21 protein-coding genes and 1 pseudogene are annotated in these 20,496 nt (G+C 65.4%); 13 read left to right on the top strand and 9 right to left on the bottom strand.

What is annotated here, in order from left to right; genetic code table 11:
* Position 1 precedes the first annotated feature (1 nt).
* Entirely contained in the window at positions 2–1,540 is a 1,539-nt protein-coding gene (locus K675_RS0126480; RefSeq protein WP_026145558.1) for an MFS transporter, read from the bottom strand.
* Between the two features lie 223 nt (positions 1,541–1,763).
* Between K675_RS0126480 and K675_RS0126475 the strand changes: the two genes are divergently transcribed.
* The 3 genes from K675_RS0126475 (at position 1,764) to K675_RS0126465 (ending at position 6,732) form a co-directional block, all read left to right on the top strand.
* Positions 1,764–2,657 carry a LysR family transcriptional regulator gene (locus K675_RS0126475; RefSeq protein WP_017906484.1) on the top strand — a complete coding sequence of 298 codons (894 nt, stop codon included), beginning with the start codon at positions 1,764–1,766 and terminating at the stop codon, positions 2,655–2,657.
* A 291-nt stretch (positions 2,658–2,948) separates the two neighbouring features.
* Entirely contained in the window at positions 2,949–4,502 is a 1,554-nt protein-coding gene (locus tag K675_RS0126470) for a TerC family protein (protein ID WP_017906483.1), read from the top strand.
* A gap of 142 nt (positions 4,503–4,644) precedes the next feature.
* The gene (locus K675_RS0126465; protein WP_017906482.1) at positions 4,645–6,732 is read left to right on the top strand and encodes a putative bifunctional diguanylate cyclase/phosphodiesterase; all 2,088 of its coding nucleotides are present in this window, start codon (positions 4,645–4,647) and stop codon (positions 6,730–6,732) included.
* A gap of 49 nt (positions 6,733–6,781) precedes the next feature.
* Here the strand turns inward: K675_RS0126465 and tal are convergent, their stop codons facing one another.
* Complete coding sequence (gene tal / locus K675_RS0126460) at positions 6,782–7,702, bottom strand: transaldolase (RefSeq protein ID WP_017906481.1); 921 nt, start codon at positions 7,700–7,702, stop codon at positions 6,782–6,784.
* 130 nt (positions 7,703–7,832) lie between these two features.
* Positions 7,833–7,988, bottom strand: a pseudogene (locus K675_RS0126455) (LysR family transcriptional regulator); the annotation flags it as partial.
* Between K675_RS0126455 and K675_RS33935 the strand changes: the two are divergent.
* Positions 7,915–8,265 (top strand): TRAP transporter large permease subunit, encoded by a 351-nt coding sequence (locus tag K675_RS33935; RefSeq protein WP_269745394.1) that lies wholly within the window; start codon positions 7,915–7,917, stop codon positions 8,263–8,265. The pseudogene K675_RS0126455 and the gene K675_RS33935 sit on opposite strands and share 74 nt — an antisense overlap.
* Before the next feature lie 93 nt (positions 8,266–8,358).
* On the opposite strand, the gene K675_RS0126445 is transcribed toward K675_RS33935, so the two are convergent.
* The 3 genes from K675_RS0126445 to K675_RS0126430 all read right to left on the bottom strand — a co-directional run bounded on the left by K675_RS0126445 (position 8,359) and on the right by K675_RS0126430 (position 9,823).
* A complete protein-coding gene (locus K675_RS0126445; RefSeq protein ID WP_017906478.1) occupies positions 8,359–8,808 on the bottom strand; it encodes a hypothetical protein in 450 nt (149 codons plus the stop codon).
* A gap of 238 nt (positions 8,809–9,046) precedes the next feature.
* Positions 9,047–9,325 carry a putative quinol monooxygenase gene (locus K675_RS0126435; RefSeq protein ID WP_017906476.1) on the bottom strand — a complete coding sequence of 93 codons (279 nt, stop codon included), beginning with the start codon at positions 9,323–9,325 and terminating at the stop codon, positions 9,047–9,049.
* 174 nt (positions 9,326–9,499) lie between these two features.
* Complete coding sequence (locus K675_RS0126430) at positions 9,500–9,823, bottom strand: hypothetical protein (RefSeq protein ID WP_017906475.1); 324 nt, start codon at positions 9,821–9,823, stop codon at positions 9,500–9,502.
* Between the two features lie 171 nt (positions 9,824–9,994).
* Here K675_RS0126430 and K675_RS0126425 point away from each other — a divergent pair, with 171 nt between their 5' ends.
* From K675_RS0126425 to K675_RS0126415, 3 genes are read left to right on the top strand one after another with little or no spacing between them, the layout of a single operon-like run.
* A complete protein-coding gene (locus K675_RS0126425; protein ID WP_017906474.1) occupies positions 9,995–10,705 on the top strand; it encodes a TonB C-terminal domain-containing protein in 711 nt (236 codons plus the stop codon).
* Positions 10,702–11,247 carry a sigma-70 family RNA polymerase sigma factor gene (locus K675_RS0126420; RefSeq protein ID WP_017906473.1) on the top strand — a complete coding sequence of 182 codons (546 nt, stop codon included), beginning with the start codon at positions 10,702–10,704 and terminating at the stop codon, positions 11,245–11,247. The genes K675_RS0126425 and K675_RS0126420 overlap by 4 nt, the downstream gene beginning before the upstream one ends.
* A 37-nt stretch (positions 11,248–11,284) precedes the next feature.
* On the top strand, positions 11,285–12,235 hold the full coding sequence (locus tag K675_RS0126415; protein ID WP_026145556.1) for a FecR family protein: 951 nt from the start codon (positions 11,285–11,287) through the stop codon (positions 12,233–12,235).
* 173 nt (positions 12,236–12,408) lie between these two features.
* Here the strand turns inward: K675_RS0126415 and K675_RS0126410 are convergent, their stop codons facing one another.
* The gene (locus tag K675_RS0126410) at positions 12,409–13,017 is read right to left on the bottom strand and encodes a prepilin-type N-terminal cleavage/methylation domain-containing protein (RefSeq protein WP_017906471.1); all 609 of its coding nucleotides are present in this window, start codon (positions 13,015–13,017) and stop codon (positions 12,409–12,411) included.
* Positions 13,014–13,469, bottom strand: a complete 456-nt coding sequence (gene gspH, locus K675_RS0126405; RefSeq protein ID WP_017906470.1) for a type II secretion system minor pseudopilin GspH — start codon at positions 13,467–13,469, stop codon at positions 13,014–13,016. The genes K675_RS0126410 and gspH overlap by 4 nt, the downstream gene beginning before the upstream one ends.
* Positions 13,470–13,650: 181 nt before the next feature.
* Here gspH and K675_RS0126400 point away from each other — a divergent pair, with 181 nt between their 5' ends.
* On the top strand, positions 13,651–14,082 hold the full coding sequence (locus K675_RS0126400) for a type II secretion system protein N (protein WP_017906469.1): 432 nt from the start codon (positions 13,651–13,653) through the stop codon (positions 14,080–14,082).
* Here the strand turns inward: K675_RS0126400 and gspI are convergent.
* On the bottom strand, positions 14,042–14,455 hold the full coding sequence (gene gspI / locus K675_RS31435; RefSeq protein WP_017906468.1) for a type II secretion system minor pseudopilin GspI: 414 nt from the start codon (positions 14,453–14,455) through the stop codon (positions 14,042–14,044). The genes K675_RS0126400 and gspI overlap by 41 nt on opposite strands.
* Before the next feature lie 408 nt (positions 14,456–14,863).
* On the opposite strand from gspI, the gene gspG reads away from it, so the two are divergent.
* Genes gspG through gspD form a run of 5 tightly spaced genes read left to right on the top strand, consistent with a single transcriptional unit; the run spans position 14,864 to position 20,378 of the window.
* Positions 14,864–15,313 (top strand): type II secretion system major pseudopilin GspG, encoded by a 450-nt coding sequence (gene gspG, locus K675_RS0126390; RefSeq protein WP_017906467.1) that lies wholly within the window; start codon positions 14,864–14,866, stop codon positions 15,311–15,313.
* 8 nt (positions 15,314–15,321) lie between these two features.
* A complete protein-coding gene (gene gspK, locus K675_RS0126385) occupies positions 15,322–16,296 on the top strand; it encodes a type II secretion system minor pseudopilin GspK (RefSeq protein ID WP_026145555.1) in 975 nt (324 codons plus the stop codon).
* Complete coding sequence (gspL, locus tag K675_RS0126380) at positions 16,293–17,447, top strand: type II secretion system protein GspL (RefSeq protein WP_017906465.1); 1,155 nt, start codon at positions 16,293–16,295, stop codon at positions 17,445–17,447. The genes gspK and gspL overlap by 4 nt, the downstream gene beginning before the upstream one ends.
* Positions 17,440–17,982: a type II secretion system protein GspM gene (gene gspM, locus K675_RS0126375; protein ID WP_020481080.1), complete on the top strand. Its 543-nt coding sequence runs from the start codon at positions 17,440–17,442 to the stop codon at positions 17,980–17,982. Before gspL ends, gspM begins: the two co-directional genes overlap by 8 nt.
* On the top strand, positions 17,979–20,378 hold the full coding sequence (gene gspD / locus K675_RS0126370; protein WP_017906463.1) for a type II secretion system secretin GspD: 2,400 nt from the start codon (positions 17,979–17,981) through the stop codon (positions 20,376–20,378). Before gspM ends, gspD begins: the two co-directional genes overlap by 4 nt.
* Positions 20,379–20,496: the final 118 nt, after the last annotated feature.

Raw genomic sequence — 20,496 nt, 5'->3', positions numbered from 1 at the left:
GTTACTCCCGTGCCAGGGCCAGCCCCTGCGTATCGGGCAGTGGCTGGCGCATCAGTGTGCCGACCACCAGCGCGCCGAGCAGCGCCAACAGCCCGGCGACCCAGAGCACGGTCCCGAAACCACCGACGAAGGCCTGCTGCGCCAGCGGCTGCACCACTGGCCGCGCCGCTTCAGGGAGCGTTGCCATGGCCGCGGGCATGTCACCGGCCACCACCCGCGAGGCGATGCCCTGGGCCTGGTCGAGCCAGGCGCCGGCCTGGCTGGCGAGGCTGGTGTGCAACAGTTCGCGGGTATGCCCGGCCAGCAGCGCGCCGAACACACCGACGGCCAGCACGATCGCGCTGAAGCGCATGGTGGTGCTCAGGCCCGAGGCCATGCCCGTCCGATCCCGTGGCACGCAGGCCATGATGTTCTTCTGGGTGTCGCCGTTGAGCAATCCGGCCCCTGCGCCGGTCACGGCAATTGCCAGGCCGAAGCCGAGGTAGCCGCCACTGGCGACCGCCCAGGCGCTGAGCAGGTTGCCGCAACCGACCAGGGTCAGTCCGCTGGCCATCAGCGTTGCCGGTTCCAGCCGCGAGGCCAGCCGCACGCCGATCCGTGGGCAGATCAGCATGGTCAGGGCAAACGGCAGCATGCCCAGCCCCGAGTCGATCGCCGACAGCCCCAGGCCGTTCTGCAGGTAGAACGGCAGCAGCGTCATCATCACCTGGGCGCAGCCGGCATAGGCGAACATGCCCAGCAGCGCACCGATGAAGCGCGGGTGACGAAACAGTTGCAGGTCGACCATCGGCCGTTGCTGCACGCGCTCGACCACCACGAACAGCCCCAGCAGGGCCGCGCCGGCGAGCAGGCGGGCGCTGGTCAGCGGGTGGTTCCAGCCGATCCGGTTGGCCTCGATCAACCCCCAGATCAGGCACAGCAGGGCGCCGCTGAAGGCCAGGCTGCCCCAGGGGTCGAGCCGTGCCGCCTGGCTGTCGCGGGACTCGGGCACCGCGTGGCGCACCAGCGCCACCAGCAGCAGGCCGATCGGCAGGTTGATGAAGAAGATCCAGCGCCAGCCCAGGTACTGGGTGATCAGCCCGCCCACCGTCGGCGCGGCGGTCATCGCCAGGCCCATGCAGGCACCCCAGAAGGCCCAGGCCCGGGCCCGCTCGGCTTCGTCATGGAAGGTATGGCCGATGGTCGCCAGGGCCGAGGTCAGCAGTAGCGCCGCACCCACGCCCTTGATCGCCCGGGCGATATCCAGGAACAGGCTGTCGGGCGCGGCGCCGCAGCCGAGGGAGGCGAGGATGAACAGGCCCAGGCCCCAGAGCAGGGTCTTCTTGCGGCCGAAGCGGTCGGCGATGCTGCCGGCGGGCAGCAGCAGGGCGGCGAAGGCCAGCATGTAGGCGCTCACCACCCATTCGATGGCGGCGAAATCGGCGCCCAGGTCGCGGGCGATACTCGGCAGGGTGACGGCGACGATGTTGGTATCCAGGACAATCAGCGAGCAGACGCCGGAGGCCGTGAGCAGCGTCAATCTCGGGTTGACCCGGTTCATGGTCGGGCCTGCATGGGTGTGGTTGCCTGGAAGGCAATGAATGCAGGCGAGATGCCCGTGGCAAACCCGGCTCGCTCTGAATGGGTGAAGGAAGGCAAGGGGGCAAGGCATTTGACGGACATGGGCAAGGCTCTCTACTGTTGCGGTCAGATCAGCTTAACGCTGGCTTTGAGTACCTGCGTTAGACCGCTCCTGGTACTTCATTACCTTTGAGCTAATGCCCATGGAAATCCGTCATTTTCGCTACTTCCTCGCCGTGGCCCGCCAGCGCAATTTCACCCGTGCCGCCGAGCAGTTGGACATCGCGCCGCCGACCCTCACCCGGCAGATCCAGGACATGGAAAATGCCCTCGGGACCCGCTTGTTCCTGCGTGGGCAGCGCGAGGTCAGCCTGACCGAGGCCGGGGCCGCGTTGTTGCCCGAGGCCGAGGCAACGGTGCGCCAGTTCGAGTTCGCCCAGCGCAATGCCCAGCGTGCCGGGCGAGGGGAGATCGGGCATATCGAGATCGGTTACGTCGCCTCGGCGGTGTATTCAGGGGTGCTGCAGCAGCAGGTCAAGGCTTATGTTCGCGCCTTTGCCGATGTCAGCCTCAACGTACGGGAGAGCCCCATGGCGGCGCTGCCGGGGCTGATCGCCGAGGGGCGGTTCGATATCGGCTACGTGCGCTCGCCGATGTCGCTGCCCGAGGAGGTGGAAGCCGTGCGCCTGAATGCCGAGGGCTTCGTGCTGGCGCTGGCCGACGACAGTTGGTTGTGTCGGCTGCCGGGCATCGCTGCCGAACACCTGCAGAACGAGACGTTCATCCTGCCGGAACAGATCAACGGTACCTTGCAGGTTGCCGCCCAGGGTGGCTATGCGCCCCACCTCGGGCCGCAACCGGGTGGGCTGGTGGCGGTGATCGCCGCGGTATCCCTGGGCCAGGGCGTGGCCGTGGTGCCCGAGTCGGTGATCGGTCACGTCAACCTGCCGAATGTGGTCTATCGACCGATCGTCGGCTGCCAGGCCACCTCCTGGCTGTCGCTGATCCACCGGCGTTTCGAAAAGGCGCCAGCGGTGGCCCGCTACATCGAGCGGGTCAGGCAGGGTTATCGGCGGGAGCAGGGCGCTGCGCGGTGAGGCCAGGTGCGTGCTTTCATGATTTGAAATAGTTTGTCTGTCAGGTGGGGTCTATTGGTCATGTAGGATTTATTTCCCTATTAGCCACTCAGGTTGTACATGAACACCCTCGCGGAACCCCCCGGTCGTCCCCTCACGCTTTCCTTCACGCACGCGCCCCTGTCGCGCGCCATGCCCGGCAATCCCCCTGTCGAGCGTCGTGTCCACTCTTGCAGCGCCGTCTCCGTGCCATTCCAGGGCCCGGTATCGTTGTGCGCGCATGTTCGCATTCACTAAGGGAGCGCATTGCTCATGGAATGGTTGGCTGACCCCACGGCCTGGCTTGGCCTGTTCACCCTGATTTTCCTCGAACTGGTACTGGGTATCGACAACCTGGTATTCATCGCCATCCTGGCCGACAAGCTGCCGCCGCAGCAGCGCGACCGGGCACGTGTCATCGGTTTGTCCCTGGCGCTGCTGATGCGCCTGGGCCTGCTGGCGAGCATCGCCTGGATGGTGACCCTGACCCAGCCGCTGTTCGAGGTGCTGGGAAAGAGTTTCTCCGGCCGTGACCTGATCATGCTGTTCGGCGGCGTGTTCCTGCTGTTCAAGGCCACCATGGAGTTGCATGAACGCCTCGAAGGCCATGTCAGCCAGCGCTCGGCGAACGGCGGTTACGCCTTGTTCTGGCCGATCGTCGCGCAGATCGTGGTGCTCGACGCGGTATTCTCCCTGGACGCGGTGATCACCGCCGTCGGCATGGTGGAAGAGCTGTCGATCATGATGATCGCGGTGATCGTTTCCATCGGTCTGATGATCGTCGCCAGCAAGCCGCTGACCCGTTTCGTCAACGAGCGACCGACGGTGATCATGCTGTGCCTGGGCTTTTTGATGATGATCGGTTTCAGCCTGACCGCCGAAGGCCTGGGGTTCCATATTCCCAAGGGCTACCTGTACGCGGCCATCGGTTTCTCGGTGCTGATCGAGCTGTTCAACCAGGTGGCCCGGGCCCGGCGCAAGCGCTCGGCCCACGGCCAGCGACCGCTGCGCGAGCGCACGGCCCATGCCGTGTTGCGCATGCTGGGTGGGCGCCGGTTGTCCAGCGAGGAGGTGGGTGAAGAGATCGCCGACCTGCTGGAACCTTCGGCGGACGAGGCCGAGGCGCCGTTCGAGCGCAGTGAGCGGGTGATGATCAGTGGCGTGCTGCAGTTGGCCGAGCGGCCGATCCGCACGCTGATGACGGTGCGTACGCAGGTCGACACCCTGGATGTCACCGACAGCCCGGCGCTCATTCGGGCGAAACTGGTCCGTTCGTCCTACTCGCGCCTGCCGCTCATCCGCCAGGGCGAGGTCGACGCGCCCCTGGGTTTCGTCCACAAGAAAGAGCTGCTCAAGGCCTACCTGGAAGGTGATGAACCGGGCCTTGAGTTTATGGCGCGCCGGGCGATAAACCTGTTAGACAGCTACTCTGTGCTCAACGCCCTGGAGCAGATGCGTCAGGCCTCGACCCATATCGCCTTCGTGGTCAACGAGTTCGGTGATTTCGTCGGCCTGTTGACCATGACCGACATTCTCGAATCGATCGCCGGCGAGTTGCCGGACGCCAGCGAGGTGGACGGTCCCGAGGTGATCGAGGAGGCGGAGGGTTTCCAGGTCAGCGGTGCCATGACCCTGAGCCGCGCGCGTCAGCGCATAGGCCTTGAGGCCAAGGCCACCGGGGATTACCAGACGCTGGCCGGGTTGGTGATGAGCCTGCTCGACCGGCTGCCGGTGACCGGTGACCAGGTGCAATGGGCAGGTTGGCAGATGACGGTGGTTGCCGTGCGGGAGCGGCGGGTGACCCGATTGTTTCTCAAGCGCCTGTAAAGGCTGTCGGTGGGGACGGATGTACCCGCAGGAGTACTGGCTATTTGCCTATTTTCCCCGTGTGTTCGTTGAGGGAGTGGGTACAATCGACGGCTTTGGCGAGCCGGGCACCGATCCGGCCTGGAGTTTGAGAGAATTTCCAATGCTCACGGGTAGTTACTCCTCATCGCTGGTCATCATGTCACTGTGTGTGGCGATCCTGGCTTCCTATACCGCCCTGGATCTGGCTGGCCGAATCGCCACCGCCAGCGGGCGTGCGGTCTACGGGTGGATGCTTGGAGGTGCCCTGGCCATGGGCGTGGGCATCTGGTCGATGCACTTCGTCGGGATGCTGGCGTTCCGACTGCCGATCGAGCTGGGCTACGACGGCTCGATCACCGCGTTGTCGTTGTTGATCGCCATCCTGTCCAGTGGCTTCGCCCTGTGGCTGGTCAGCCAGCCACGCTTGCCGTTGCTGCAACTGGGCTTCGGCGCATTGATCATGGGCGCCGGCATCAGTGCCATGCACTACACCGGCATGGCGGCCTTGCGCATGCAGCCCGGTATCGACTACGACCCCACTCTGTTCGGTGCCTCGCTGTTGATCGCGGTGACTGCTTCGGCGGCGGCGTTGTGGATTACCTTCCACCTGCGCCACAACACACCCTACATACGCCTGGCCCGTGCCGGTGCCGCGGTGATCATGGGGGTGGCAATCGTCGGCATGCACTATACCGGCATGGCCGCGGCGAACTTCCCCGACGGCAGCTTCTGTGGCGCGGCGGTCAGTGGCCTGGCGGTCAAGGGCCTGGACAACCTGGTGCTGGTCACCAGCCTGGCGGTGCTGTCGATCGCCTTGCTGACTTCGGTGCTCGATGCCCGCCTGGAGGAACGCACCGCCGACCTGGCCGACTCGCTGACCCTGGCCAACCAGGAACTGACCCAACTGGCCCTGCACGACAACCTCACCGGTCTGCCGAATCGGATACTGCTGGCCGACCGTATCGGCCAGGCCATGCACAAGGTCAGTGCGGAGGGGGGCTGTTTCGCGCTGATGTTCATCGATCTGGATGGTTTCAAGCCGGTCAATGATGCGTTCGGCCATCACGTCGGCGACCAGTTGTTGCGTGCTGTCGCCCATCGGCTGCGTGATGAATTGCACACCCGCGACACCCTGGCGCGGATCGGCGGCGACGAGTTCGTCTTGCTGGCGCAGTTGGCGGAGCCGGATGATGCGCTGGAAATCGCCTCGCGCCAGGTCAGCCTGGTGGCCCAGGTGTTCCAGGTGGTTGAGCAGGATCTGCAGATCTCCGCCAGTGTCGGTATCGTGCTGTATCCGGGCAGTGGGCAAACCGCCGAGGAACTGCTGATGAACGCCGATGCGGCGATGTACCACGCCAAGAGCGCGGGCAAGAACGGCTACAGCTTCTTCGATGCCTCGATGAACGGCAATGCGCGCAAGAAGCTGAAACTGCAGCAGGATCTGCGTCAGGCGCTGGAGAACGGCGAGGAGTTTCGTCTGCACTATCAGCCCAAGTTCGATGCCTTGAGCGGTCTGCCCATCGGTGCCGAAGCCTTGTTGCGCTGGCACCACCCGGAGCAGGGGCTGATGATGCCGGATACCTTCATCCCCCTGGCGGAGAAGAGTGGGTTGATCATCCCGATCGGTGAGTGGGTGTTGAACGAGGCCTGTCGACAGATGCGCCTGTGGTACGAAAAGGGCTACAAGGACTGGCGTATCGCGGTGAACCTGTCGGCCCAGCAGTTCTGTCATTCCGGCCTGGTCGCCAGTGTCGCCAGCGCCCTGAGCCGACATGGCTTGCCGGCCAACAGCCTGACCCTGGAAATCACCGAAACCACCACCATGAGCGATGCCGACGCCAGCATGACGGTGTTGCGCCAGCTCTCGGAAATGGGCGTGGACCTGTCCATCGATGACTTCGGGACCGGCTATTCCAGCCTGATGTACCTCAAGCGGCTGCCAGCCACGGAACTGAAGATCGACCGCGGCTTTGTCCGCGACCTGGAGCACGACTCCGACGATGCGGCGATCGTCTCGGCGATCGTCGCGCTGGGCCAGGCTCTGGGATTGCGGATCGTGGCCGAGGGCGTGGAGACCGACGAGCAGCGCGAGTTCCTTACCCGCCTGGGGTGCGACTCGCTGCAGGGCTATCTGCTGGGGCGGCCGATGCCGGCCGATCGGTTCATGGCCAGTATCCGCCAGGCGGAGGAGCAGCAGGCCACCGGCTGATGGGCGGGGCTTTTGCAGGAGAGGGGGCAACTCTGCCCCCTCGGCAGGGTCACTTGCTCAGCAAGGCTTCCAGTTTTTCCTGGTCGCGGGCGAACTGACGGATGCCTTCGGCCAGCTTCTCGGTCGCCATCGCATCCTCGTTGGACGCCCAGCGGAATTGCGCCTCGTTCAGGCTCTGGCGGGCTTCGCCCTTGGCGTCCGGGGTCAGCTTGCGTACCAGCTCGCCCTGGTCCTGGGAGAGTTTCTCCAGCAGATCCGGGCTGATGGTCAGGCGATCGCAGCCGGCCAGGTGTTCGATCTGGTTGAGGTTGCGGAAGCTGGCGCCCATGACCACGGTCTTGTAGTCATTGGACTTGTAGTAGTTGTAGATGCGGGTGACCGACTGCACGCCCGGATCATCGGCACCGGTGTATTCGTTGCCGGTGGACTTCTTGTACCAGTCGTAGATGCGGCCCACGAACGGCGAGATCAGGAACACGCCGGCATCGGCACAGGCCACGGCCTGGGCGAAGGAGAACAGCAGGGTCAGGTTGGTCTGGATGCCGGCCTTTTCCAGCTTCTCGGCGGCGCGGATACCTTCCCAGGTCGAGGCCAGCTTGATCAGCACGCGGTCACGACCGACACCGGCCTTGTCGTACAGCTCGATCAACTGGTTGGCCTTGGCCAGCAACGCGGCTTCGTCGAACGACAGGCGCGCATCGACCTCGGTGGAGATACGTCCCGGAATCGCCTTGAGGATGCCGGCACCGACCGATACCGCAAACTGGTCGCAGGCCAGGCCGACATCGCCCTTGGCATGAGCGACAGCGCTCTTGAGCAGATCGGCGTAGCCTGGCAAGGCAGCGGCCTTGAGCAGCAGCGACGGGTTGGTGGTGGCGTCGACCGGCTTGAGGCGGGTGATCGCGTCGAGGTCGCCGGTGTCCGCGACCACGGTGGTGAACTGCTTGAGTTGTTCCAGCTTCGAAGTCATGAGCGTCTCTGTCGGGAAGGGCATGGATCAATGCACTGATTGAGTGCCTGGGGCGTAAAAAGTTCTGTTGCGGGAATAGCTCAAGGATGCCGCGCCGGCCGATGTTGTGCAACCCGCAACGCTGGCCGGCTCATGCCCGGGTTGCCGGCATCAGCGTGGCGATCAGGGCACGGACGACGCCGGGCAGGGCCTGGAGTTCACGCACCAGAATGCTGCGTTCGCGAATTGCCCAGGGCTCGTCCAGCGCCACGCTCACCAGTTGCATCGTCCGGCTGTGCCGAACGGCTATCAAAAGACGCAGATCCGCCAGGTCGAAATGCATGGATGACTCCACTCAAGGTCTGGCGTTCAGCATCGTCATGGTGGTGAACATGGAAATCGGCCTGGTGCATCCGCCGGTGGGGCTGAACCTGTTCGTCACTTCGGCCGTGACCGGGTTGAGCCTGGGGCAGAGCATCCGCGCGGCGTTGCCGTGGCTGATGATTCTGCTGGCGTTCCTGATCCTGGTGACCTACGTACCGTTCATTTCGCTGGCGTTGCCGCACTGGCTGGGGATGCCGTAAGGCTGTCGGAGCAATGGCCGTCATCGCGGACTGCGGGCCTCGATGACGGTGCTTTTCGACCGTACGGCAGGGGCGGGCCAGGAGGGCAGCGTGTCAATCTTTCCCTCGGACTTCGAAAGGCCTGACTTCTACCCGGTATTCCTCACCGCCCACGGCTTGTGTTTCGAATATCAGGTCACCGGAGATGAAAGGGGCGGAGGTGTTTTCATGGATGACCAGATGGGCGCGTCTTGCCGGATAAATCAGCTCGGGTTGGCCCGGGATGATGACCATATAGTGGATGTCCCTGATCCGGTCTCCGGGAAAGTCGTATTGCCCGGGTGGCAGGAACTCCTCGCTCAGTGTGAAGCTTACGGCGTAGCGGATTCCATTTTCCGTGGCGTTGCCCGTGATACGGGTTCCTCCCATGTCCCGGTGAATCTGGTGGATGTTGAGCAGTATCCTGTTTCCGCTGAGCGCGATGACCTCGACATGCATGAATCCCGTGGCTTTGTGGGGTTTTGGCGAAGTGTGGTCGTGAGAGGTCTTTTGAGTGGTGGGCATGTCGGTTTCTCGCAAGCTGAGGTGTTGAGGGGACTGCCTGAGTGGTCAGCTTCCGATTCTTTGCCTGGGTTGACTACTGTCAGAAATGACAGTTTTGGTGACCGTTGGTCGGTGCTTCATGCGCCAGGGCGCCGAAGCTGCTCAGCAGTGCGGCAGTGGCCAGGGTGCTACGGAGGACTTCAAGGGTTTTCATGGTCGTTCTCGCAAACTTCAGTGAAAAAGGGAACTGGCAGGGCGCTTAGTGCCGCAGGTCGATGTGGCAGGCCAGCCTTGCGCCGAGCAGGTCGATGAAACCCTGCAGGGCCGGCAGTTGGAAGTGCGCCTGCAGCGCAGCAGGGGATTGCCAGCGGCCGGTGACGGTCCACTCCCCAGGTGTGTCGGCACAGGTCACCACGTAGTCCACGCAACCGGGGGCCCGGCGCAGGTTCTCGACCAGTGTGCCCAGGCGCTGTCCGAGTTCGTCGCTGCGCCCCGGGACGGCCTTGAAGCGAATGATATTGGTCGCCTGGACTGACATTGTCGGTTCTCCTGTGTGACGAGCCCCTGACAACGGGGCGGCGTGAACAAGAGTAGGGGCGGCAGGCGAAGGGACCTATAGCCAATTTCCGGCAAAAACCACGGGCCAATCGCCGTGGCGCCGGCCTAAGCGGGTAAGGCACGGGTGGTCCGGCAGCCGGCCTGACGGGGCTGGCTACTGACCCGAAACCGGACGCTGCGGCTTGACCGAGGTGCCGAAGGTATTGCCCATGCGGATGCGGGTGGCGGCCGGCGTGGCCAAGCCCGACTGGTTCGCTGGCTTCCTGGTGATGTCCGGATTCATCGCTTCCCGGTTCCGGCGCTTGGCTTCGGTGTTTTCCGGACGGCTCATCTGCTGGCTCAGGCAGTGGTAGTCCGGCGCCTTGTAGCCATCGACACTGACTTCGACGCAACCGCTCGGCTCGCCCTGTGCGGCGTGAGCCAGACCGGACAGGGCGGCGAGCAGAAGAACACTGGATAGACGTGAAAGGGCTTTCATGAGGGCCTCCGGGCTGACCTCGCGACTGAGGTTCTGGTGCCCTGGAGTCTAGTGCAAGGCCCGTCCTGCCTGGGTGATGGTTTTTTTGCGGCGTCCGTCATATCAGATTCATGAACAGCCCTCAGGATGACGGTTTTCAGGGATACGTCAGCCGTGCAGGGACTTCGATCCGTGACCGTGAGTCTGTCGTTTTTTCGCCTGGTTCTGAGGGGGATCGCCCTGTCTGTGCTGCTGGTTGGCCAGTGGCCGGTCTGCCTGGCAGCCGAACCACTGAAGGTCGACCCCCAGGCCCGTGTTGACCTCGATATCGCCGCCCAGGACCTGGCCGGCGCACTGGATGCCTTCAGTCGCCAGACCGGGATGGCGGTGCTGGTCGACCGCGACCTGACCCGTGCCCGCCGTTCCCTGGCGGTGCACGGTCGCTACCGGGCCGCTGAAGCCTTGGCCCTGTTGCTCACGGGCAGCGGGCTGATGGCGCGTTATGTCCGGGCCGATGCCTTTACCTTGCAGGTGGCCCAGGTCAGTGAGTCGTCAACCAAGGGTGCGGCCGCCAAAGGCGGGGCGCTGGCCGGTAGTTATGCGCGAGCGATCCAGCAGGCCATCGAACAGGCCTTGTGCGCCGTGCCCTTGACCCGCCCCGGCACCTACCGGGCGGTAGTGCAGGTCTGGATCGGTCATGACGGTGCCCTGCAGCACAGTCGACTGGTCAGTTCGACCGGGGATGTTCAGCGTGATGGGGCGCTGGTCGAGCGTTTGCGTACGGTGCGGGTCGATCGCTCGGCCCCGTCGTCGCTGCGCCAGCCGGTGACCCTTCTATTAATGCCGGATTCAGCAGGAACGAGCATGGATTGCACAGAACGAAAGGGAGCCGCTGGGGTATGAAGAATATCGGGCACAGTCCGATGGTCCGGTTGTTCCTGACCTCCTACGACGATTTCAAGCTGCGCCTGCGCCGCCGCCTGGGGTCGGAGGAGTTGGCCAATGACGTTCTGCATGAAACCTACCTGCGGGTCGACCGCATGGAGCCGCCGCTGAACCTGACCCAGCCCAATGCCTATCTGTATCGGATGGCCCTGAACATCGCCGCCGACCGGCGCCAGGCCGATGCGCGGCTGCTCACCGGCGAAGAGGTCGAGGAACTGCTGCAACTGAGTGACGAGGCACTCGACCCGGAACGGGTCGTCGGTGGCCAGAAGGAAATCCAGTCGTTGCTCAGCGCGTTGTACGAACTGCCGGCCCGGCGCCGGCGGATCTTTATCGCCGCCCGCCTGGAGGAGGCGCCACACCTGGAGATTTCCCAGCGTTTCGGTATTTCCACGCGCATGGTCGAGAAGGAGCTGAAGGCCGCCCTGGGGCATTGTGCCGCCCGCCTGGAAAGAAAAGTGATTCGGCGGTTCGGTCCCGGAGCGGGAAAACCGTCTTAGTCATACATCAGCGAAATCTTCGTGAGTACCTGTGCGCTTGAACACGACTTCCCTTACCCCATTACGGGCCGGCCCGAGCGCCCGCTTGCAGAGCGAAGCCCGGGATTGGCTGATTCTCCTGACCTCTGGTCAGGCCACCGTCGCCGATGCGCGGGCCCTTCGCCAATGGTGCGAACAGAGCCCCGAGCATGCCCAGGCCTTTGAACAGGCCAAGCTGCTGTGGCAGTCGCTCAAGCCGGCGCTCGAACAACTGCAGCATCCACCGCGTGCCCGTCATGTCGGGCGCCGCGCATTCCTGGGCGGGGCCATTGCCGCGTCGGCGGCGTTTTTCCTGGTGCGGGCCACCGTGCCGGGTGGTTTCTCCGGCCTGGGTGCGGACTACCGCACCGAGGTGGGTGAGCAACGCCGCATCGACCTGGCCGCTGGCGTCAGCCTGGAACTGAACACGCAGACCCGGATCAATCGGCTGCCGTCGAGCGACGGTGACGCGCGGATCGAGCTGGTCAGCGGTGAGGTCGAGGTGCTGGCCCGGGCCCGGGCCCCGGTCAAGGTGCAGGCCGGTGGTGGTCTGTTGACCGCCGGGCAGGCGCGTTTCAACCTGCGCAACCTCGATCAGAGCGTCTGCGTCACCTGTATCGAAGGCAGCCTCACGGTGGACGTGCTGGGTCGCCGTTTCCGCCTGGAAAGCGGCCGGCAACTGGTGTACGACACCCGCCAGGCCAGTGAGCCGCAAAGCGTCGACCCGAGCGCGGTAATCGCCTGGCGCAACAAGATGCTGGTGTTCAACGATGCGACCCTGGCGACGGTGATCAGTGAGATCAACCGCTACCGGCCGGGGATGCTGGTACTGCTCAACAGCGAGTTGGGCAAGCGCAAGGTGCAGGCGCGCTTCAGCCTGGATCAGTTGGCCGGTGTGGCGTTGCTGATTCGTGATGCCTATGGGGCCAAGTGCACCGAGTTGCCCGGTGGCGTGGTGCTGCTCAGCTGAGTCCGCTGCTCTGATGTGGTAATCACGCAACCCATTGTAGGAGCCGGCTCGCTGGCGATAGCGGTGCATCAGCCGGCGCAGACGTTGACTGCCCCTGCGCGATCGCCAGCAAGCCGGCTCCTACAGGTGCTGCGTTCAGCTCCAGCTCCAGGTCTCAGGGACTGGGTATCGATTCACTCCAACGGTCCGAGCACCTGCCTATAGCGCTCCACACCTTGTGGCGTGTTACGCACCAGGCTGATCTCCAGCCCGGTCGGGTTGTCCTGATGATTGCCGCTCAATTGCCGCCAACCCTTGCCCGGCTGCCACACCCGTAAAGCCATCGAAGTCACCTGCTCCAGAACGGCCACGCCGTCCTTCGGCGCCGGAAGCGGAAACGTCGTGCGCGCCGCCGCCACGGAGCGGTAGAGGGTTCCGTCTTTCAACCACCAGCGGACCCGCTGCAGGCTGCCATCCTGCTCGGGCGAGGTGCGAATCAGGTCCAGCCGAAAGCCCTTGCCCTCGGCGCTGCGCACGCTCAGCGCGACCGGCGCGCCCGAGGGGCGCGGTTCCTGGTCGGGGCGTGGTGGCTCCACCAGTTCGATGCTGGCGCGCAGCGCCACATCGCGTTCCAGTTGGCCCAATGCGGCCAGCAACTGATGGGTCTGCCCGCTGCTGCGCCTGAGGTGTTCGTCGGTACGGTTGACACTGTCCAGACCGCGCCAGGCAATGAGGCTGACCACTGCCATCAGCATCAGCGCGATCATCACCTCGATCAGGGTGAAACCGGCCTGGCGCTTCATTGCACGCGCACCTCGCCATTGGCGCTGCGCACCACGCCGATGCTGTGCTGGCCGTCGGAGAGCGACAGGCGCATCGGCGGCGCAATCCATTCGGCGTCGAGCACCAGTGGCTTGCCCCGGTCCAGTTGCACCTGCATCGGCGCGCTCTGCCAGCGGGTCGGGCGCAATTGTGCGTCGCCGTTGAACTGCTCCTTGCCGCCCTGGCCATCGCCGCGGATGAACTCGTAGCCCTTGCTGTCACTCCGCCAGAGGATCGGTCGGCCATCGGCCCGCGCCTCGGCCTGGGCCACCTGGATCGCCTGGGCCAGGCGCTCGGCATCCTTGCGCAGCCGTTGCAGCGGGTCGGGCCTGATGCTCAGGCTGATGGCGGCGCTGGCAATGCCGACGATCACCAGCACCACCATCAGCTCGATCAGGGTGAAACCCGCCTGGGCGGGGCGTAGGGCATCCATACGACAGACTCCTTGCGTGTGGCTTCATGCTGCATGGCAAAGATGATGAGCGTGTGAAATAAAAACGTGAGAATTGCCAGGTAGGCTGGTGGAGTCGTGGCCGGGCTCGCCCTTGCGCACGGCCTGTGGACTGAGGTCCCCCAACCCTGTTGCGCCGTTCGATGGAAAAGGAGCCTCAAGCATGCAATGGACCCCGCGCTTCGCCCCTGTGCAGATTGTCCAGTCGGCCGCCTTGCTCGCCGCCCTGGCCGGTGTGCTGGTCTGGTCGGCGCTGTTGCTGACCCCGGCGGTGTCCCAGGTCCCCGAGGCCCAGTCGCCGGTGGCCGCGGCACGTAGCGACAATCCGGCCCTGCAGTGGTTTTCCAACCAGCCGGCGCGGCTCGACATCAAGGTCTCCGGGGTGATGGCCAGCTCACGTGGCGCGGTGGCGATCCTCAGTCTCAACGATGGCCCGCCACGCAGCTTTCTGGCTGGCGAGCGGTTGGGGCAGGGGGTGAAGCTGCTGTCGATCGAGCGTGACGGCATCCTGATCGAGCAGGGTTCGCAGAAGCTGCACCTGGCGGTGACCCGGCTCAGCGAAGTGCCGTTCCTGCCGAATTTGACCCGGCCTTGAGGGTCGGCCGGCTCATCAGGGTTTCCAGGCGCGCCAGCGGCGGACCTTCGTGGCGCCGGTCCGATACCAGGATCTCGACTCGCAACAGCCGTGGGCTGCCACCTGGGCCAATGGTCTGGTCGCAGCGCAGGGCCAGGCGGCCCTGATCGCACTCGAAAGATTGGCGGCCATTGCCCAGCCGGCCCTCCAGGCGCAGTTCGGCCAGCCGGCTCTGGGCGGCCAGCAGGGCCACGGAGCGGTCGCGCAGCATGCCATTGCTCTGGGTCATCAAACCGGCCACCCGCACCGCGGCGGACATCGCCACGGCAATGATCGTCAGCGCCACCAACACTTCGATCAGGGTGAAACCTTGTTGGCGGGAAGGGCGCTGCATGGCGGTCTCGAAGGCGGGAATCGAGTCAGGACACTAGCGTGCTTGTTTGACCGCTTGCTGACCAAAGCTCCCGAGCTTTTCGCCTGGCGGGGTGTTCCAGGGGGCTTGCGAGCCCATTCGCGGACAAGCCACGCTCCTACGGATATTGGCAAGGGTGTTGTGGCGAGCGGGCTCGCCCGCGCCGGGGCGCGCAGTGCCCCTGAAACCTGCCAGTGCGTTGCATCAGGGCTCATGCGATCGCAGGGTTTGCGGCTGCTTTGCAGCCGAGCGCCAGCCAGCCCGCTCGCCACGATGCCTGCTCATTCATCAGCGTGACCGCTATCGGATTCACCCGAGGATTTTCAATATCGGTGACATATCTTCTTGCAACAATCCGCCGCGAATCGAATCAAGCCAAGGACTGTCGAGATGGATATCGCGCGCATCAATTCCCGTTCCAGAGGTCACCGGGCTCAGCAGGGATTCACGCTGATCGAGATCATGGTGGTGGTGGTCATCCTCGGGATTCTCGCCGCCATGGTGGTGCCCAAGGTCCTCGACCGACCCGACCAGGCGCGGGTCACCGCGGCCAGGCAGGACATCGGCGGGTTGATGCAGGCGCTCAAGCTGTACCGGCTCGACCACGGTAGCTACCCGAGCCAGAACCAGGGCCTGAAGATCCTTGTCGAGCGCCCGGCCAATGCCAAGGACAGCAACTGGCGCTCCTACCTGGAGCGCCTGCCCAACGACCCTTGGGGGCGTCCCTATCAGTACCTGAACCCGGGTGCCAACGGTGAAGTCGACGTGTTCTCCCTGGGCGCCGACGGCAAGCCGGAAGGCGACGGGGTCAATGCCGATATCGGCTCCTGGCAGTTGTAGTCGCGGCCATGAAGGCGCGTTCGCCGAGAGCGGCGAAGCAGGAGGGCATGGCGATCATCAGCGCGCTGCTGATCGCCGCGGTGGTGGCGGTGATCGCCGCCGGCATGCTGACCCGCGAAACCGTCTTTACCCGCAGCCTGGAAGCCGAGCAACTGCGTGTCCAGGGTTCCTGGCAGTTGCGCGGTGGTCTTGAACTCAGTCGCCAGGTGCTCTGGGAGGCGCGCCAGCGCGATCCGTTGACCCATCAGGCCCAGGCCTGGGCGCAACCGATCCAGAGCGCGCGCGGCGGCCGGTTCGACGGGCGCCTGGAAGACGAACAGGGCAAGTTCAACCTGCGCAACCTGGTGAATGATGAGCGCATCGATGCCGAGCAGATGGAGGGTTTTGCCCGTCTGTGCGAGATGATCGGTGTCAAGTCGGTGGTCGCCCAACGCATCGCCCAGCGGGTCATCAGCTCCTACCCACACCTGCAGAACCCCGAGCGCCAGGCCAGCAGCGCCGTGCAGGGCACCTTCGACAGCGGTCGCCTGACCTCGCCGGGGGCTGCCGACAAGCCGCTGCCCGCTACCCGGCCGATGCTGCGCAGCCTGGATGACTTGAGAAGCGTCGACGGCGTGGACGACGAAACCCTGGCCCGCCTGGCCCCCCATGTGACCATCCTGCCGGCCAATACCTGGATCAACGGCAACACCGCCACCGCCGAAGTGCTGGCCTCACAGGTTCCCGGGCTGTCGCCGCAGCGCGCCCGGGGCCTGATCAGCGAGCGTGACTCCGGGCAGTGGTTCATCAACCGGGGCGACTTCGTGAACCGCCTGCGCATGCCGCAACTGGTGGTCGCCGACATCAAGGTCGGTATCACCAGCGAGTGGTTCCTGTTGCTCGGTCAGGCGCGCAACGATCGTCGCCGGGTCAACCTGACCGCCTTGCTGCATCGCAGTGAGCTGGACATGCCCCAGGTGATCTGGTCACGGGTGGGCGTATGAGTCTCTTGCGTATTGCCTTGGCGCCGCTTGCGACGCTGGACCTCGACAGTCCGCTGGCGTTCGCCCGACTCGACCGTCAGGGCCAGCTTGGCGAAACCGGCCGTGCCAGCCTGGCCCGGTTGGGGCAGGCCAACAAGGGTGGCACCGTGGAGTGCTACCTGCATCCGCAGGACAGCCTGTTGGCCAGCCTGGAATTGCCGGCATTGCCGTCGGCGAAGATCCGTGCGGCGGTCGACTGTGCAGCCCAGGCGCTGATCCTCGGTACCAGCGACTCGATGCACATCGCCCATGGTCCAAGGGATGCCGACGGTCGCGTGCCCGTCGCCTGGTTGCCGCGCGAGGCCCTGGAGCGACTGGGCGCCTTGCTGCGCCAGACCGGTTTGTCCCTGCGCGGCCTTTACCCGGCGGCCTATTGCCTACCGGTGATTGGCGTCGAACCGGTACTGGAGGTGCGTGACGAGCACCTGCTGATTCGCCTCGGGACGGACCTGGCCGAAGTGCACCCGGATGTCGAACAGGCCCTGGCGCAATTGCAGGCGCGTGGCGAAGTGTTGCATTGGCTCGGCGAGCCGCCCTCGGGGCATCCACTGTTCCAGGCCGTGTCGGCTGATCGTCGCTGGACCGGTAAGGTGCCGGCTTGGGGCCTGCACGGCGCCCTGCGTCAGCCGGGCGCATCCTCCGGCAAGTGGGGCCGGGCGCTGGCCTGCTGCGCGCTGGCCGTGGCGGTCTGGGTCGTGGGCCTGAATCTGTACGCGGCACGACAGGCCGAGCAGGGCGAACAGCTCAAGGCGTGGATGGTCCAGCGGGTCAAGCAGGCATTCCCGGCCCTGCCGGTGGTGCTCAACCCCTTGCAGCAGGCTCGCCAGCAACTGGCGCAGAGCCAGGCCGGTGGCGACAGCGATTTCTCCCGGCTGGTGTGCCAGGCCGGCTTGTCGATGCCGTTCGTGGTCGGCGGCGTGCAGGGCCTGGAATTCGAAAAGGGCGAGTTGCACCTGAAGCTGCTGCCGGATAACCGCAAGCCGGGCGCCGCTGCCGCCTGGCAGGCCGAACTGGCCCAGGCCGGGGTGCTGGCGAGTGCGGCTGCCGAGGGCTGGACGCTCAAGGCCCAAGCGGAACAGGGACAACCGGTGGCGGAGACGGCAAATGAATAACCCCGGGCTGGCGCATTACCGGGTCCGCTGGCAGGCGCTGTCAGCCCGGGCGCAGGGGTACTGGCGTGGCCTGGCCCCCCGGGAAAAGCGCATGGTCGTCGGTATGGCTCTCGGTGTCTCGGGGCTGCTGGTCTGGACGGTGCTGATCCAGCCACCGCTGAAGAAGCTCGATTACTGGGCGCTCGAGACGCCCCGGCTCAGGGCCCAGGCCCAGACACTCGAAGTCCTGCTGCAGGGTATTGCCCGGCCGGCCGGTGGCGACCTCGAGGCAGGGCTGCGCGCCAGTCTCGAAGCCAGCGGGTTGTCCGGGCACTACCAGTTGCAGGGCAGTGGGGAAGGCTGGTTGTTGACCGTCGAGGACGCCCCGGCCGATGCGCTGGTGGACTGGCTGCTGGGCAAACCCCGTTCATTCACCCTCGATGTAGTCGAGGCCCGTCTGCAACGGGCGGGCGCGACCGAACCCGAAGGCTCGGCGGGCAGACTGTCGGGAACCGTTCGCATGGATCAGGCGCTTGGCGCTAAGGAAGCTTCATGAAGTGGTCAGGCTCGTTGTATGGATTGCGTTGCCGGCAGGCGGCGGCACCCTGGTTGCTGCTGGCATTGACCGCATGCAGTAGCGGCACGGCGCCGCAGGCTCCCTTGTTGGCCGAAAGTGAACTGGGGCGGCCACTGGGCTCGACGGTCAAGAGCGGCGACGTCGTGGCGGATCGGCAGCGTGCCCAGGCCCAGGCCGAGCAGCAGCGGCGCGTGCCGCATCCGATCGGCAAGGCGTCCCGGGCTGCCGGCACGGCAGGCAAGGCGGCTGCCGCGAGCAATCCGCTGGGCGACCAGCCGGTGCAACTGAACTTCGTCGACGCCGATATCCAGGCGGTGGTGCGTGCCTTGTCGCGGTCCACGGGCCGCCAGTTCCTGGTCGACCCGCGGGTCAAGGGCAACCTGACCCTGGTCTCCGAAGGTGAAGTGCCGGCGCACCGGGCCTACGACATGCTGCTGTCGGCCCTGCGCATGCAGGGCTTCAGCGTGGTCGACGTCGGCGGTGTCGCCCAGCTGGTGCCGGAAGCTGATGCCAAGCTGCTCGGCGGTCCGGTCTACAGCGCCGACAAGCCGGCGGAAAACGGCATGGTGACGCGTACCTTCCGCTTGCAGTACGAGAACGCGGTCAACCTGATCCCGGTACTGCGCCCGATCGTCTCGCCGAACAACCCGATCAACGCCTACCCGGGCAACAACACCGTGGTCATCACCGACTACGCGCAGAACCTGCAACGGGTCGCCGAGCTGATCGCCAGCATCGATACCCCGAGCGCCATCGACACCGATGTGGTGGGCATCCAGAACGGCATTGCCAGCGATATCGCCAGCATGGTCTCGGAGTTGCTGGAGAACCAGGGCAACGATCCGACGCAGAAGATCAGCGTGCTGGGCGACCCGCGCTCGAACTCGGTGATCATCCGCGCCAGCAGCCCGGAGCGCACGCAATTGGCGCGGGAGCTGATCTACAAGCTCGACAACGCCCAGAGCAACCCGAGCAACCTGCACGTGGTCTACCTGCGCAATGCCCAGGCCGGCAAGCTGGCCCAGGCCCTGCGCGGCCTGCTCACCGGCGAAAGCGACAGCAGTGGCGAGGGCGACCAGACCCGGGCCATGCTCAGTGGTGGCGGCAACAGCCACAACCAGAGCAGCCAGAGCAGCCAGAGCGGCAGTCAGGCCAATGCCACCCAGACCGGCAACAGCACCAGTGGCAGCAGCTCGCTCTACGGCCAGTCGGCCCGCAACGGCTCCGGCCAGGCCGCCGGCACGGGGCAGGGCAACGAGCAGAACCTGGCGTTTTCCGCCGGCGGCGTGACCATCCAGGCCGACGCCACCACCAACACCCTGCTGATCTCCGCCCCGGAGCCGCTGTACCGCAACCTGCGCGAGGTCATCGACCAGCTCGACCAGCGCCGCGCCCAAGTGGTGATCGAGAGCCTGATCGTCGAGGTCAGCGAGGACGAGGCCAACGAGTTCGGTGTGCAATGGCAGACCGGCAACCTCGCCGGCAATGGGGTGTTCGCCGGGGCCAACCTGGGCAATACCGGCATCGTCACCACGGCCAAGACCAGTATCGATGCCTTGCCCCAGGGCCTGAACATCGGGGTGGTGCGCGGTGCGGTGGACATTCCCGGGATCGGCCGGGTGATGGACCTCAAGATGCTGGCCCGGGCCCTGAAGAGCAAGGGCGGTTCCAACGTGCTGTCGACACCGAACCTGCTGACCCTGGACAACGAAGTGGCGAGCATCTTCGTCGGCCAGACCATTCCCTTCGTCAGCGGCAGCTACGTGACCAACGGCAGCAGTTCGAGCAACAACCCGTTCCAGACCATCCAGCGCGAGGAGGTGGGGCTCAAGCTGAACGTGCGGCCGCAGATTTCCGAGGGCGGCACGGTGAAGCTGGACGTCTACCAGGAGGTCAGCAGCGTCGACGACCGGGCCACGGCGACGGCGGCGGGCACGGTGACCAAGAAGCGGGCGATCGACACCAGCATCCTGCTCGACGACGGCCAGATCATGGTCATGGGCGGCCTGCTGCAGGACGGCTACACCCAGAGCAACGACGGCGTGCCGTTCCTGTCGAGCATTCCCGGGATCGGCGCGCTGTTCCGCCATGAGCGGCGTGACAGCAACAAGACCAACCTGATGGTGTTCCTGCGGCCCTACATCATCCGCGACGGTGCGGCCGGGCGGGCGATTACCCTGAACCGCTACGACTTCATCCGCCGGGCCCAGGGCAACCTGACGCCGGAGCGCAGTTGGGCGATGCCGGACATGCAGGCCCCGCAGTTGCCGGCCGCCAGCGAAGCGATCCCCGGCTCACGACCTGTGCCGGTGCCGCAGGCCCCCAGGCCGATCCGTGCGGTGCCGGTGTCGCTGAACGAGCGGCAGCAGCCATGAGCGCCCCGCAAGCGGCAACGGCTGTACCCACTTTGTGGCGAGCGGGCTTGCCCGCGCTGGGGCGCGCAGCGGCCCTCAAACCAGCGAATGCGGTGTGCCAGACAGGGCTCGATTGCTG

This window comes from Pseudomonas fuscovaginae SE-1, from assembly GCF_000364705.1.
Taxonomy (GTDB): domain Bacteria; phylum Pseudomonadota; class Gammaproteobacteria; order Pseudomonadales; family Pseudomonadaceae; genus Aquipseudomonas; species Aquipseudomonas fuscovaginae_A.
The sequence above is the reverse complement of the archived record's forward strand: the minus strand, read 5'-3'. Positions and strand labels throughout refer to the sequence as shown.